At 65.0% G+C, this 15164-nt stretch carries 10 protein-coding genes; 2 read left to right on the forward strand and 8 right to left on the reverse strand.

Annotated elements, in window-relative coordinates; translation table 11 throughout:
- The first annotated feature begins 89 nt into the window (after positions 1-89).
- Together ACZ46K_RS22955 and ACZ46K_RS22960 are read left to right on the forward strand one after the other, a co-directional pair.
- Positions 90-5579 (forward strand): glutamate synthase-related protein, encoded by a 5490-nt coding sequence (locus ACZ46K_RS22955; RefSeq protein ID WP_464744970.1) that lies wholly within the window; start codon positions 90-92, stop codon positions 5577-5579.
- Positions 5576-7336, forward strand: a complete 1761-nt coding sequence (locus tag ACZ46K_RS22960) for a sulfite reductase subunit alpha (protein ID WP_054805435.1) — start codon at positions 5576-5578, stop codon at positions 7334-7336. The genes ACZ46K_RS22955 and ACZ46K_RS22960 overlap by 4 nt, the downstream gene beginning before the upstream one ends.
- A gap of 77 nt (positions 7337-7413) precedes the next feature.
- Here ACZ46K_RS22960 and ACZ46K_RS22965 read toward each other — a convergent pair whose 3' ends face one another.
- The 8 genes from ACZ46K_RS22965 to ACZ46K_RS23000 all read right to left on the reverse strand — a co-directional run bounded on the left by ACZ46K_RS22965 (position 7414) and on the right by ACZ46K_RS23000 (position 15096).
- Positions 7414-7965: an MTB12 C-terminal domain-containing protein gene (locus ACZ46K_RS22965; protein ID WP_054712789.1), complete on the reverse strand. Its 552-nt coding sequence runs from the start codon at positions 7963-7965 to the stop codon at positions 7414-7416.
- Positions 7966-8018: 53 nt separating this feature from the next.
- Positions 8019-8375 carry a hypothetical protein gene (locus ACZ46K_RS22970; RefSeq protein ID WP_464744972.1) on the reverse strand — a complete coding sequence of 119 codons (357 nt, stop codon included), beginning with the start codon at positions 8373-8375 and terminating at the stop codon, positions 8019-8021.
- On the reverse strand, positions 8372-9073 hold the full coding sequence (locus tag ACZ46K_RS22975; RefSeq protein WP_054810076.1) for an ABC transporter ATP-binding protein: 702 nt from the start codon (positions 9071-9073) through the stop codon (positions 8372-8374). The genes ACZ46K_RS22970 and ACZ46K_RS22975 overlap by 4 nt, the downstream gene beginning before the upstream one ends.
- Positions 9070-9783, reverse strand: a complete 714-nt coding sequence (locus ACZ46K_RS22980; RefSeq protein ID WP_054805434.1) for an ABC transporter ATP-binding protein — start codon at positions 9781-9783, stop codon at positions 9070-9072. The genes ACZ46K_RS22975 and ACZ46K_RS22980 overlap by 4 nt, the downstream gene beginning before the upstream one ends.
- Positions 9761-11884, reverse strand: a complete 2124-nt coding sequence (locus ACZ46K_RS22985; protein WP_464749446.1) for a branched-chain amino acid ABC transporter permease — start codon at positions 11882-11884, stop codon at positions 9761-9763. Before ACZ46K_RS22985 ends, ACZ46K_RS22980 begins: the two co-directional genes overlap by 23 nt.
- Positions 11884-13275, reverse strand: coding sequence for an ABC transporter substrate-binding protein (locus ACZ46K_RS22990; RefSeq protein ID WP_132471174.1), 1392 nt, complete (start codon positions 13273-13275; stop codon positions 11884-11886). The genes ACZ46K_RS22985 and ACZ46K_RS22990 overlap by 1 nt, the downstream gene beginning before the upstream one ends.
- Before the next feature lie 313 nt (positions 13276-13588).
- Positions 13589-14293 carry an SDR family oxidoreductase gene (locus ACZ46K_RS22995; protein ID WP_054810078.1) on the reverse strand — a complete coding sequence of 235 codons (705 nt, stop codon included), beginning with the start codon at positions 14291-14293 and terminating at the stop codon, positions 13589-13591.
- Entirely contained in the window at positions 14290-15096 is an 807-nt protein-coding gene (locus ACZ46K_RS23000; RefSeq protein WP_054712801.1) for a TauD/TfdA dioxygenase family protein, read from the reverse strand. Before ACZ46K_RS23000 ends, ACZ46K_RS22995 begins: the two co-directional genes overlap by 4 nt.
- Positions 15097-15164 lie beyond the last annotated feature (68 nt).

The following is a 15164-nucleotide window of genomic DNA, read 5'->3' on the forward strand; positions in this document are numbered from 1 at the left end:
CTTCTGCGTATTCTGTGCAGCACTTCTGCGCACCTGCGTCCTCCGCTGCCGTCGTCGGTCGACTTCGAATCGCCGAGGAGGATGGTCCGTTGACGCATCACGCCGACACCGGGTTGTATGACAGCACGCTCGACAAGAGCAGTTGCGGAGTCGGGTTCATCACCCGCAAGGACGGCACCCAGACCCACGAGATTCTCACCCGCGGGCATGAAGCGCTGTGCGTCGTTCCCCACCGCGGCGGCATGTCGGCCGAGGGTGTCGGCGACGGCGCCGGTGTCAACGTCGATCTGTCCGTCGACTTCTTCTCGTCCCTCACCGGACATGCCTTGCGCGCAAAGGAATTCGGCGTCGGGAACTTCTTCATGCCGACCGACGGGTCGTCGCACGGTGACGCGGACACCCTGGTCACCGACACACTCACAGCAGCCGGTATCGACGTCATCACCGTCCGCGAGGTCCCCGTCGACGATTCCGTGCTGCGGCCGTCGGCCGCGGCGCACCAACTGCCGATCCGTCAGTGGATCTTCTCCCGCCCCGAGAACTGCGTGTCGGCAGCCGAATTCGATCGCATCCTGCACGAAGTCCTGCTCACGATCGAGTCCCGTGCCTACACCGAGCCCGCACTGACCGGCCTCTACCCTCTTTCGCTCAGCGCACACACTCAGGTCCTCAAGGGACGCTTGAACTCTCATGAGGTCATCCCCTACTTCCGCGACCTCGTCGACCCGCGACACACGGTGCACACCCTGTACTTCCACACCCGTTTCTCCACCAACACCGACCCGCATCCGACAATGGCGCAACCGTTCCGGCTGATGGCCCACAACGGTGAGCTCAACACCGACCGGAAGAACCGCCTTTTCGAAGGCGCCCAGGCGCGGGCCGCCGGGCGCGACATCATCCGTCCGCCAGGACAGTCCGACAGCTGCCGCTTCGACCAGACACTCGCCGCGCGCATCGCACCCGGCGACCTGGACCTCGTCACCGCCGTCGTTCAGATGGTCCCGCCCGCGTGGGAGAACGATCCGACCGTGCCGCCACCGGTCCGCGCGATGCTCGAGTTCTTCTCGCTCTACGAGGAGAAGAACGACGGACCCGCCGCACTGATCTTCGGCAACGGCACCGTAGTGGGCGCGCGCCTCGACCGACTCGGCCTGCGTCCCTTGCGAACCGTCGAGACGGACGAGTTTCTCGCGGTCACCTCCGAGGCCGGCCAGTTCGACTTCGAGCCCGAAGCGGTGACCCGTCGCGGTCGCATCGAAGCCGGCGGCATGCTGTACTTCGACCACCGCACCGGACGGTCGTACGAAACCGACGAGGCACTCGAGATCCTCGCGGCCCAGCGGGATTACGCGACGCTGGTCGACGAGGCCCGCCGCAACCTCGATTCGCTGCCCCCGGTCCCGGCGGAGAAGGCCGGTTCACCACTGCGCTACAACGGCGATCTCGAACGTCACCAGCGCTACGTGTCGTACTCGCTCAACCAGGAATCGTTCCGGTTCATGCTCGACCCGATGCTCGCGTCGGGTCAGGAGCGGATCTCGGCGATGGGCTACGGCAACGCGATCAATGCGCTCTCCGATCAGGAGGGTGGTGTCGCCAAGTACTTCTCCCAGCGATTCGCCCAGGTCACCAACCCGTCGCTCGACTCCATTCGCGAAGCGGACGGCATGACGCTGCGGGTCGCGCTCGGCGCACGTCCCGGTAGCGGTGCGCCGTCCGCTGCCCAGCTCGTGGTGCCCACCCCGATCCTCACCCACCTCGAGATGCTCCGGATCCGCGAGCAGTCCGAGACGCCGGTGCAGCGTTTCGAGATGCTGTACTCCCCCGTGTTCGACGACACCGAGGCGAATTCTGCAGCACTCGCCGCCGCCGTCGACGGTGTCGCCGACCGTATCACCGAGTTCGCACGCACCACAGGCGGTATCGCGGTCCTGACCGACCGTCACGTGTCTGCCGACCGTGCGCCGCTGCCGATGATCCTCACGATCGCGGCCGTGAACCAGCGACTCATCGACGACGGTGTGCGTCTTCGGGTGTCCGTGATCGTCGAATCCGGTCAGCTGTTCTCGTCGCACCACATCGCCGCGACCCTCGGCTTCGGTGCCGCCTCCGTCTACCCCCTGACGGTACAGATGCGCGCCGAGGAGAAGTTCAGTGACGACGCCGACGCAGCGTTCCTGAAGTTCCGCAAGGCAGCCGAGAAGTCGCTCATGAAGACCATGGGTCGCGTGGGTCTGTGCACCGTCGAGTCGTACATCGGCGGCGAGTTCTTCGAACCGAGCTATCTCGATACCGACGACGAGGTGCTGAGCCGCTGGTTCCCGAACGTCAAGACCCCGGTCGGCGGCGTCGGATTCGCCACCATCGCGCAGGCCGTCGCCGACTGGCACAAGCACGCCCTGAACGTGCAGGGCGAGACCGACGTGCCGTTGCTCGGCCTGTTCAAGGAACGTGCCGACGGCGCCGGCCACTCGTTCGGCACCACCGCGGTGCGCGGGTTCGTCGACATGACCGAGGAAGCGATCACGCTGCCGGTCACGCAGGCAGGCGAGGCCGATCTGACCGACGCGCTGCGCCTGCTTCCGCTGCACCGTCTGTCCGACGCGCACGGACTCGACGACGACGCCTATCGCTACAGCGGGTTCCGCGCGCTCACCCCGAACGAGATCGACGCGTTCGACATCACCCCCGGCTACCGCGCCTTCGCGCGCACGGTCGCCGACGAGCGCATGCACCGCCCCGCAGCGCTCCGCGACGTTCTCGCGCTGCCTGCCGACGTCACCTACGTCACGGCCGCCGACGACTTCCAGCGCGAGATGGGCCGGTTCGCCCGGTACGGGAACAACTCCATGCTGGTGCGCGGGCTTTCCGCGTCCCGCGTCGGCGACAACGAGTACGTGCTGCGTCTGACCGGTCCGCTGGCCGACGATCACACCCGTCCCGAGGCGCTCGCGCAGTCACTCGTTGCACGGTTCGGCGACTCGATCGTCGCCTACCGCTGCTACGGCGACACCCTCACCGTGCAGGCACTCGGGCAGGCCGCCGACTACCTCGGACAGATCCGGCAGGCGCCGCAGAGCCTGCGTCTCGACCGGATCCAGCCGGCCCACGAGATCACCCGCACCCTCGCGTCCGGCGCGATGAGTCACGGCGCGCTCAACTCCAATGCCCATGAGGCTGTTGCGCACGGCACCAACATGGTCGGCGGCATGTCGAACTGTGGTGAGGGCGGCGAGCACATCTCCCGCTACGGCACCATCCGCGGCTCGCGGATCAAGCAGTTCGCGTCGGGTCGCTTCGGCGTGTGGGCGGGGTACCTGGCCGATCCGATGCTCGAGGAGATCGAGATCAAGATCGCACAGGGCGCCAAGCCCGGCGAGGGCGGCCAGCTCCCCGCGAAGAAGGTCACCGTCGAGATCGCCGCTGCCCGCGGCGCGACTCCCGGTGTCGAGCTCGTCTCCCCGCCCCCGCACCACGACACGTACTCGATCGAGGATCTCGCGCAGCTCATCCACGATGCGAAGGCCGCCCGCGTTCGGGTGATCGTCAAGCTCGTCTCGTCGGAGGGCATCGGCACGATCGCCGTCGGGGTCGCCAAGGCCGGGGCCGACGTCATCAACGTCGCAGGTAACACCGGCGGCACCGGTGCCGCGTCGGTGACCTCACTCAAGTACGCCGGCCGGTCCGCGGAGATCGGTGTCGCCGAGGTCCACCAGGCGCTGTGTGCGAACGGATTGCGCGACAAGGTGATCCTGCGGTGCTCCGGTGCCCATCAGACGGCCTCCGATGTCATCGTCTCCGCATTGCTCGGCGGCGACAGCTTCGAGTTCGGCACGACCGCGCTGATGATGCTCGGCTGTGTAATGGCGAAGAACTGCAACGTCAAGTGTCCCGCGGGCCTGACAACCAACCCCGAGATGTTCAACGGCGATCCGCGGGCGATGGCGCAGTACCTGCTCAATATCGCACACGAGACCCGCGAGTTGCTTGCGCGATTGGGCTTGCAGTCGCTCCGCGACGCGCGTGGCCGGTCCGACCTGCTGCACCTGCTCGACCATCCGTCGAGCGTCGGTGAACTGGATCTGAGGGCGATGCTCGCGGTGGTCCCCGAGGTCCACATCGACAATCCGGTGTACCTGGAGAAGGACTACTCCCTCGACGACGAGTGGATCAACCAACTCCGCGGCGCCCTCGACAACAAGAACGAGCTCACCGTTCTCCTCGGCGAGGGCGTGCGCTTGACGAACAACAACAAGAGCGTCGGCGCGCAGCTCGCTGTCGACATCGAGCGCATGCTCAACCACGAGCAGCTCGGCCGCATACCGTCTGCGCTGACCGACGAGCGTGGACGCCGCTGGCTGCGCGACGGCACCGTCACGATCACCACCACCGGCTCGGCCGGTCTGTCGTTCGGCGCGTTCTGCAACGACGGCATGGTGCTCCGCCACACCGGTACCGCCAACGACGGTGTCGGCAAGGGCCAGTGCGGCGGCCGCATCGTCGTCTCCTCCCCCGGCGGCGGCTCTCACGATCGCGGCGGCAACGTGCTGATCGGTAATTTCGCTCTGTTCGGAGCCACCGGCGGCCGCCTGTTCGTCCACGGCGAGGCAGGCGACCGGTTCGCCGTCCGAAACTCCGGCGCGACGGCCGTCGTCGAAGGTGTCGGCAACTTCGCGTGCGAGTACATGACCAATGGCTCGGTGCTCAACATCGGCGGGTTCGGCAAGGGGGTGGGCAACGGCATGTCCGGCGGGTTCCTGTACCAGTACGACCCCGAAGGACTGCTCGCAGACAGGGCAAGCGCCGATTCGATCGTGCTCGGCTCGATCATCGGCGACGACCCGCAAGCCGCGATCCACAACGCGACCGTGCTGCAGCTGCTGCACCTGCACGTCGAGGCCACCGGATCCGAGAAGGCCCGGTCCCTGATCGACAACTGGCAGGTCGAGCAGCATCACTTCGCGTACGGCATGCCGCGTGCACTACTGCAGTACCAGGACTTCGACGAGATCCTCGCCGCCGCCACCCGCAAGGAGCTCGCCGGCGAGGTGGCGGCAGCACTCGTCGCCCACCAGGTACGCAAGTTCAAGGCGAGCTACCGGTCGGGCACGCCCGTCGCCGGCGGCGTCACCCCGAACGGCACCGACACCGAGGCGATGTATGCGCTGCTCAACAACTACACGGTGCTCGCCGCCGCGCAGGAGATGGCGTTGCAGAAGGTGCCGGGCTCGACCGGAACCGACGACCCCGCGGTCCAGAAGGCCGCACGAAACCTGCTGCTCACCGAAGACTTCTTCCTCATCAACAAGCTCGAACGCTATGCGCTCGAGGCGATCTCGGGACACACCGATACGCAGCTCGCGGCGCTCGTCGCCGACAAGCGGCTCACCGACTACACGCAGGCGCTCGCACTGCGCAACGTTCGCTCGGTGGATGCGCCCGGCACCTACGGGTGGATCCTGTGGCAGAGCCGCAAGAATCTCGACATTGCCGGCGATCTACCCGGTTACGAGGAACTGTTCGCCCGCCACGCGGTGCCCGGTCTCGTCGCCCCGACCCTGGGAGTTCCCGCATGACCGCGCCTTTCATTCCCGCCGACGCTCCTTTCACCACCGACCAGCGCTCGTGGCTGGCCGGCTTCCTCGCGGGAATGCAGACCCGCCTGTTCTCCGGTGGTTCCGCCAGCGCTGTCGGGACCACCGGCTCGGCCCCTACCCTGCACATCCTGTACGGGTCGCAGACGGGTAATGCGGAATCGGTCGCCGAAGATGCCGCCGCTGCGGCGCGCACCCACGGGTTCTCTCCCGTCGTGCGCGCACTCGACGATGTCGATCCCGCGACCTTCACGTCGCTCGGCCGGGTTCTCATCGTCACGTCCACCTACGGTGAGGGCGAGATGCCCGACAACGCCGAACTGTTCTGGGACGCATTGTCGGCCGAATCCACACCGCGGCTCGACGGTGTGGACTTCGCGGTGCTCGCTCTCGGCGACACCGGCTACGACGGATTCTGCCAGGCCGGCAAGCTGATCGATATGCGCCTCGAGCAACTCGGAGCCGAGCGCATCGTGCCGAGGGTCGACTGCGACGTCGAGTTCGAGGACATTGCCGCAACTTGGATCGCCGAGACACTACCGCTCGTCGCAGCCGTCGAAGGCATCAACGGCGAGGGTGTCGCTGCATCTCCTCCCGAAACCACACCGGCACGGGCGAAGTCACAGTGGACGAGGAAGAACCCGTACCCCGCCACACTGACGACCAATCGGTTGCTGTCGGGTACCGATTCCGCAAAGGAGATCCGGCACTTCGAATTCGCACTCGCCGACTCGGGCATCGAATACGAAGCGGGCGACGCACTGAACGTGGTTCCGGTCAACGACACCGGCCTCGTCCGGTCGTTGCTCGCTCTCCTCGCCCTCGATGGCGCCGCGATCCCGACCGGCCACGATGACACACTCGAGCACCTCCTGACGTATCGGTACGAGATCACCGCACCGAACGTCGACCTGCTCGAAGCCGTCGAAGAGCGCACGGGCAACGAGGAACTCACTTATGTCCTGCGGCACGGCGACAAGGCCGCACTCGACGAATGGCTTTGGGGCCGAGATATCTTCGACGTCCTGTCGCTCGAGCCGATCCCGAATTTCTCCGCGGACGAGCTCCTCGCGGTCCTCAAGCCGTTGCAGCATCGGGCTTATTCGATCTCGTCGAGCCCAGGCATCGCCGAGGGATCGGTGCACCTCACGGTTGCAGCTGTGCGTTACGGCACCGACGAGCGCGAACGTCGCGGCGTGTGCTCCACCTTTCTCTCCGACCGCGTCGGGGACGACAACCCGGTCGGGATCTTCGTGACGAAGAACAAGTCGTTCCGCGTCCCGTCCGACGACACCGCACCGATGATCATGGTGGGGCCGGGTACCGGTATCGCACCGTTCCGCGGATTCCTGCAGGAACGCCGCGCCCGCGGTGCCACCGGCAAGAATTGGCTGCTCTTCGGCGATCAGAAGCGCAGCTGCGACTACATCTACGAAGACGAACTCGCGGATTTCGTCGGATCGGGTCTGCTCACCCGCCTCGACCTGGCCTTCTCCCGCGACCAGGCTCAGAAGATCTACGTCCAGACCCGGATGAAGGAACACGGCGCCGAACTGTTCACATGGCTCGAAGAGGGCGGCCACTTCTACATCTGTGGCGACGCGTCGAGGATGGCGAAGGACGTCGACGTCGCGCTGCACGAAGTTGTCGCCGAGCACGGCGGCATGAGCAACGAGCAGGCCGTGGAGTACGTCACCGCACTCAAACGCGAGAAGCGGTACGTGCGCGACGTCTACTGACACGCACCATGGCCGAATGTCACCCTCATACACTCTAAGTGCACGAAATTGACATTCGGCCATGCCGCTTCGGCAGATCAGCAGCCGGGCACCGTGCTACCGTCGCCCTGAATCGCGAGCAGCGTGCAGAATGTGACAGCAGAGACCTTCCACTGACCATCCTCGAGCAGCGCTTCACCCGACTGGTCGGGAAGTACGGGAGCGCCGTTCATCAGTAGGGTCCACGAGACCGTGGCAGCATCATCGCCCGCGCTCATCACGCCTTCCACTGTCGCAGTGGTCGCCGTTGCCTGCGGGTCTGCGGCCATCCCCTGCAGCGCGGGGAGAAAGTCGTCGCCGTTCTCGACGAGACCTGCGCGGGTCTCGGGCGGGGTCGTTCCGTTGAAGAACGTGACCCAGGCGTCGGTGACGGCCTGCGTCGTCTCCGCGTCGGCAGCGCCCCCTGCAGCCTCCGACGTCTCGGCCTCTGTCGTCCCGTCGGCCTCTGTAGTCGCGGTGGCGACGGTGGTCGATGTCGTGTCGTCGGTCCCGTCCGACGAATCGTCGCTACTGCAACCGACGACTCCGGCGAGAGCAACGGCGGCGATTCCGGCGACCGCCAATGCCCGACGGATGGAATGTGTGCGCACTTGGTGTTCCTTTCGAAGAGTGGACCCTCGTCCACGTGGGTGGTCCAGCCGAGTCAGGGTGCGGTGGGGTCTGCGGGGAGTCGCTCACTGAGCCGAGCGAATTCGTACGACTGACGAGCCAGCCAGAAGCGCAAGAACCCTGTGATCGAATATCGCACGAATACAGCAGATCCCACGACTCCCACCGCGATCCCGAGCAGCGCGACGATGATGGCGTCGCGCTGGACGAGCGCATCGGAGGTGTTGTGCGACATGAGGTATGCCACGATCGCCAGCACAGGGCCGAGGACCATCAGCGCAACACCGAGTTTCAACCACAGTCCGGACCGGCCGGCGGCAGGATCAGGGATCTTCAGTTCGGTCAGCTCGCGTGCGAACTTGTCGGCACGTGTTTCCGTCGCGGTCATCATGCACTTCCTAGATAGAGGGACGCGAGCTCGTCGCCGAGTTCGTCCGGTGGGCCTTCGATCTCGATTTCGCCGCGGACGAGCACCGCGGCGTGATCGGCGGTGTGAAGCACCGCCGTGGCGAACTGTTCGACGACCAACACCGCGACCCCCTGCCGCGCGGCCTCGGCGACGTGCTCGTACAGCTCGGCCACGATCCGCGGTGCCAATCCCATCGACAATTCGTCGAGCATGAGCACTGCCGGATCAGTGGCCAATCCCCGTGCCAGCGCGAGCATCTGCTGCTCGCCGCCGGACATCGTTCCCGCCGTCTGTGACACGCGCTTACCGAGGATCGGGAACCGCGTGTAGGCAATGTCCTCGATCTCCTCGATCGAGCGACCTGTGAACGTCATCATCACGAGGTTCTCGCGGACCGTGAGATTGGGAAAGACCCCGCGCCCCTCGGGAACAAGGCACACGCCGATTCGGGCGAGGTCGCGCGGCGAGACACCTGTCATGTCGCGGCCGCCGAGCAGCAATTGGCCGGAACTGACAGGATGCGCGCCACACGCTACGCGTAGCGTCGTCGTCTTGCCTGCCCCGTTGGGGCCGAGCAACGCCACGATCTGCCCGGGCATCACGCTCACGTTCACGCCGCGCAGCACCGTGATCTTCCCGTAGGCAGCGGAGACGTCGCGAAGTTCCAGAATCGGGTTCATGTCGCTCCCAGGTACGCGGTGATGACGCGTTCGTCGCTGCGAACCTCGTCGGGTGTGCCGACGCTGATGATCTTTCCGAGGTCGAGCACGTGGACCGTGTCGCACACCTCCATCACCAGTTCCATGTCGTGTTCGACGAGGAGCACCGCCACGCCGTCGTCGGCGACCGTACGCAGCAGCGCAGAGAACCGCTCGGTTTCCTCCCTGTCCTGGCCGGCGGCGGGTTCGTCGAGCAGAAGGATGCTGGGACGTGCCGCCAGGGCCCGCCCCACCTCGACGAGGCGTCCCATACCGGTCGACAGCGCATCGGCGGTCGTGTCGGCAATGGCGCGCAGATCGAGGCGATCGAGGAGTCCGTCGACAACCGCGGACGCCGTCTTCCGGTCGGGACCCATCTCGGCTGCGACGAGCAGATTGTCGCGGACGCTGAGCCGCCCGAACAGTTCGAGCCGTTGGAAGGTACGGGACATCCCGAGCCGCGCGCGACGGGCCGGTCCGAGCTTGGTGATCTCCCGGCCGTCGAGGGCAACGCTGCCGTTCATCGGCTTGCGCAGCCCGGAGATCACGTCGAACAGCGTGCTCTTTCCGGCGCCGTTGGGACCGATCAGTCCGGTGACATGCCCCGGTTCGGCCCGAAGGTCGACACCGTCGAGGGCTCTGCGTCCCCCGAAGGCCACAGTGACGTTTTCAACCTCGAGTTGCGATGGCACGTTCGAGCACCTCCTCGTCGTTCTCGTCCCACGGGCGCTGCAGTCCCCACCATTCGACGGGGACCTCGGGCTCCGAGTAGGTCTCGGGGCCTCGCCGCGTCCCCAACCCGAATGCGGCCGCGGCTGCGATTGCGATCCCGAGGACGAGCACATAGCCGTTGATCAGGTCGGCGAGCCGCAGCATCCACAGCACGACGACCGCCACAGCGAGCGAGCCCATCGCGATCGGGTTGCGCAGTGCACCGTCGAATCGTTCTCTCAGAGACGGCACGACACCGTCGTCGACCGAGCCGGATCCGTACGCGAGTCCGGCCAGTGCCGGGAGTGTCTGTACGAAGTTCTGTGTCGCCGGAATCAGCGCCACCAGCGCGTTCATCGGTCCGGCGATCATCGAGCCGGTGAACAGCCCGTTGCCGACCACGCCGAGGCCACCCACCACTGCGATCAGGAAGATGCCGAGACCTGCGACGAAGTTGAACTGTTCGGGTGCCACTGCTTGCAGTTGCATCCCGTACAGCGCCCCGCCGAGACCCGCGATCGCAGCCGAGATCGCGAACACCAGGGTCTTCATGAGCAGCAGACTTCCGCCGAATGTCGCATATGCGGTTTCGCTGTCGCGCAACGCAATCAAGCGGCGTCCGAGCTTGCCCCGTCGAATAGCCGCGACGAGAGCGGTCGCCAATGCCAGGCACACGGCTGCGAACACCGTCAGTTCTGCGGTGCTGTCGAGATGGAATCCGAACAGGCTGGGCCCGACCAGGTTTGCCGATCCCATGTTGAAGAAGGCGAACTCCTGCCCGAAGAGCTCGAGCGAGGCCATCGGGAAGATCCACCGATCGAGTACCACTGCGATAGCCCCGGTACCCAAGGCCAGATACACCCCGGACAGCCGAAGTGCGGGCAGCGCCACGAGCGCACCGATCGCACCCGCGACGAGCATCGCGAGGGGTATCGCCCACCATTGACCCTCTGCACCGAAGTTGGCGCACACCACGGCACCGATTCCCGCGATTCCCAATTGGGCCAGCGAGATCTGACCGGCGTACCCGATGAGCGGGACCATCGACAATGCGATCACACCGAACGCGAAGATCTGACCGTAGGTGATCAGGTCTCCTTCACCGAGCACCGTCGCCAGCATGAGACCGAAGACGACGATGACGACGGCGAATACGATCGTGCCCCGTACGGTGGGAACCGGCACCTGGGTGAGATTGCGTTCGCGTCCGCGCAGTTTCCGATGCGGGAAGATGAGCAGTGCGATCAACAACAGGATCGCCGGCGCCGCAAGCCGAAGACCTGGCAGATACTCGTTCTGCGGCAGATAGCCGGCGAGATACGCCTCCATGCATCCGACAACGATCGCTCCGACGAATGTCATCGGCAGGCTTGTCAATCTTCCGAAGATCGCCGCCGCGTACGCACTGACGATCAACAGCGACAGCTGCATTGCGTCGAGCGAGACCATCGAGGCGATCAGCACCCCACCGAGAGCGGCAAGCACCGTGCCTGCCACCCAGGCAACCCGGTTGGCCCGCACCGGATTTGCTCCGGTGAGTCCGACGAGCGCACGGTCGTCGACGGTGGCCCTCATCTCGACGCCGGTGCGGGTGTTGAACAGCAGGACGCGGAGCGCGAGCGCCACCGCGATGGCAATCACCATCGTCAGTGCTTGATGCCAGCTGACTGTCGCCGAACCTATGTGGAACGGCGCCCGATCTGCGAAGAAACTGGGCAGCGACCGCGGCTCCATCGGATCCCAGATCCACCGTGCAAGCGCGATGAGCCCGCTCAGCAGCGCGATCGTCATCACGAGTTTCTCGGCGTCGCCGAGCCCCTGGACGGGCCGCATGAGCAGTTCGACCAGGATCCCGAACAGCGGTGCCAGCACGACCAGAATGACCGGTAGCGCAAGCCATACGGGCCATCCCCAACCGACACTGAGCTGCCAGTAGGCGAACGCTGCCATCATGCCGGTCGCGCCGTGCGCGAAGTTGAAGACACCGGTGGTGGCATAGGTGACCACCAGCCCGCTGCTGATGATCGCGTAGATGGCGGCCGTCGACAGTCCGACGATTCCGAAAGCGATGAACTGGTCCATCATTCGAGGTCGTTCATGCTCTTGCCGACATCGGCGAGGGTGAGCGGTGCACTCGAGGTTCCGTCGGAGAGCTCACGCGCCGGGATGTCGCATCGGTACAGGCCGTTGTCGGCTCCGAAATCTGCGGGCTCCCATCCCTCGGACGTCGCGTGCTCGACGTTGAAGCACGGCTGCGGCGGAAGTGGTTCTGCCAGATCGTTGGCCACGTGAAGTCCTCCACCGGTCCAGGCGGTTTCTTCCCGTGCCGTCTCGTAGACGCACGTTCGTGTCAGGTCGTCGCCACATGCCGTAGCGGCCTTTGCGAAGAGCAGCCACGACGACCACGCGCGCATCGCGGGAAGTGTGATCTGTGCACCCGGCGCGTACTTGTCGAACAGAGCCTTCAACTCTTCCACCGCGGGCTCATCGCTCTCGAGTGGAGCGACACCGCTGAGGTCGACGACGTTGTTCTGGAAGTCCGCAGACCTCCCCAACAACTGGATGAACTGATCGTTGTATGCGTTGTTGTTGGCGTCGATCCAGTCGAGTTTGTAGTCCATGTTGGTGAGGGACTCCTCGAGTTTGGAGAGCGAGTCGAAAGTGCCGAGGAAGACGAGACCGCGAACACCGCTGGACTTGATGGCCTGCGCATACGGAGTCCAGTCCGTCACGCCCGACAGCGGGAACAGCTCGTCATAGACGATAGTGGCGCCGAGGTCCACGAGGGTCTCGCGGTTGATGTCGCCGATCAACTTGGATACCGCAGCATCGCCGTTCAGCATGCCGATCGCACCCTTGGACTCCGGGTACGCCTCGTCCATCAACCAGGTACGGATTCCCGCGTAATTGTCGTAGCCGGGAATCTTCGACGGCGATGCCGAGACCTCCAGGTCGGCGCCCGCCGACTTCTCCTGAACGGCCTGCGCAGGGAAGCTCGGAAGCAGGCACTCGAGACGGGTTTCGACGCCGAGCCCGTCGAGTGCTGCACCACCCCCGACCAGGGCGAAGTCGTCGCGGCACGCCTCGATCATTCGCTGGCGTGGTTCCATGAGTTTCGAGTCGCGGGTGTTGGCCACGAGTTCACGGCCGTTGATCCCGCCTGCCTCGTTGCACCACGAGGTGAAGACCTTCGCGGTGTCGACGAATTCGGAGTTCTTGGTGAATCCGATGTCGGAGAACACTCCGACCTCGATCGAGTCGGCCGTCACGCCTTGGGCCGAGGCCGTGGAGGCGTCACCCGGACCGCACACCTCGCTCAGGTCGCCGAAGTTCGCTGTCGCCACCGAGTCGGATTGCCCCGAGCCGGAGTCGATCTCCTCCGCGCCATCCCTGCCACCACATCCAGTTGCGAGCACTGCGAGAGCCGCGAACGCCACAACCACCTTGTGCAATTTCAATATCGAGTCCTTCATCCGGGCCGTTTCCGGCCGTGCTGATGATTCGGGCTATCCCCGCGCCCGGAAAACCCCAGGGAGAGTGGATCGTTGACAAAGCGAACGATGCCACTCGCCGCGCACTTTCTCGGAAATGCTGCCGTTTCAACCCCTCTGCCCCGTAGCCCCCCACCACATCGAGCGCGTTCGATCTGCGATCGACTCACATATGGTGCAACTCACATACTCGAATGTCAATAACGCAATTCTCATTCTTGAAATACGTTATTTCGACGTGGAATAACTTTCCTCGTGGGTATGTTTTCCGGCGCAGATCCATCACCACACCCGTTCAGGTGTTGCGCCCGCCGTTCACGCCGAGGATCTGCCCAGTGATGTAGCCGGCTTCCTCCGATGTGAGGAACGAGCAGGCGGCGGCGATGTCCTCCGGGCGTCCCGCCCTGCGCACCGGCGTCCGTTGGATGTGCTCGCCGATGGTGCCGCCGAGCAACCCTCGCTCTTCTGCGCGACGCAGCATCGGGGTGTTGACGAATCCCGGGGGCACAGCATTGACCGTGATCCCATGTGGGCCGTACTCGAGCGCGAGCGATTTCGTCAGCCCATTGACCCCCGACTTCGCGGAAACATAGGACGACATGAATGGCTGCCCCGAATGGGTGCTCGACGAGGAGATGTTGACCACGCGTCCCCAGCCGGCATCGATCATGTCGGGCAGCACTGCCTGGGTGCAGTGGAATACGCTGTGCAGGTTGACATCGATCGCCCGCGACCACGTCTCCCAGGTGAGGTTGATGAACCGTTTGTAAACCTCGGCTCCCGCACCGTTGACGAGAATCGTCACAGGTCCCAACCGTTCGCGGACCTCGGTCAACGCCCGGTCGATCTGGACACGGTCGGTCACATCGACCTTGTATTCCAGCTCCTGACCTGACGGCGCGATATCGAACACTGCCACCTGATGTCCGTCCTTGCGTAACCGGGCAGCCACGGCCTGGCCGATCCCTGATCCACCCCCGGTGACAACAGCCGTTCTCACGTCCATGGCTCGTCTCCCGCGATCGTTGTTCGCTGCATCAACCGCCCCGACGCGGAGTCGTAGGATTCGGCGCGGTGCAGGATCCCGGTGTTGTCCCACAGGACGAGATCCCCGACCTCCCATTCATGCAGGTAGGAGAACTGCTTCTGCGTGCTCCACGCCAGTACGTCGTCCAGCAGCCGGCGACTCTCATCCGGATCCATTCCGACCACATGATCTGCTGTTGCACCCACCACCAGCGAACGCCGCCCGTCACGACGATCCCAGATCAGCGATGATTCATTCTGCGGGAGCTTGCGCCACAACTCGACCTGCTCGTCGGTAGGATCCGGATACACGGTGCGCTGCGCAGCCTCGAAACTGTGGACAACGCGCAGCCCCTCGTACCGCTTCTTCTCGTGCTCGGACATTTGCTCGTACGCTGCGTACGTGCTGGCGAACTCGGTTCTGCCACCGACTTCAGCGACCTGCCGTGCGGTCAGCGTGGTGGCTTTCGCCGGAACCTTGTTGGTGGTGTCGTCGATGTGCCAGCTGAAGGTGCCCTTGAGGTACTGGGCCGACGCCGTCTTCTCAGGATCGAGTGAGACCGTCATGATCTTCTCGTTCTTCACCGGCTCCACTACCTCGCCGAGCCGACGACTGAAGGCGATCTGGGCATCATTGTCGAGGTGTAGGCCGCGGATGAGTACGACACCCCGCCATTTCAGGGCTTCGAGTACCCGGGCGACGACGACGTCGTCGTCGAGGTTCTCGATCCTGCGGAATTCTGTGCCGAACAACGGGGATAACGCTACGGACTCCATGTGGAGCGTTCCTTTCACACCTGGAAGAGACTCGGGGGCGGCGGTGCCGCCCCCGAGCGAGAAACCGA

This window comes from Rhodococcus sp. JCM 9793, from assembly GCF_055380405.1.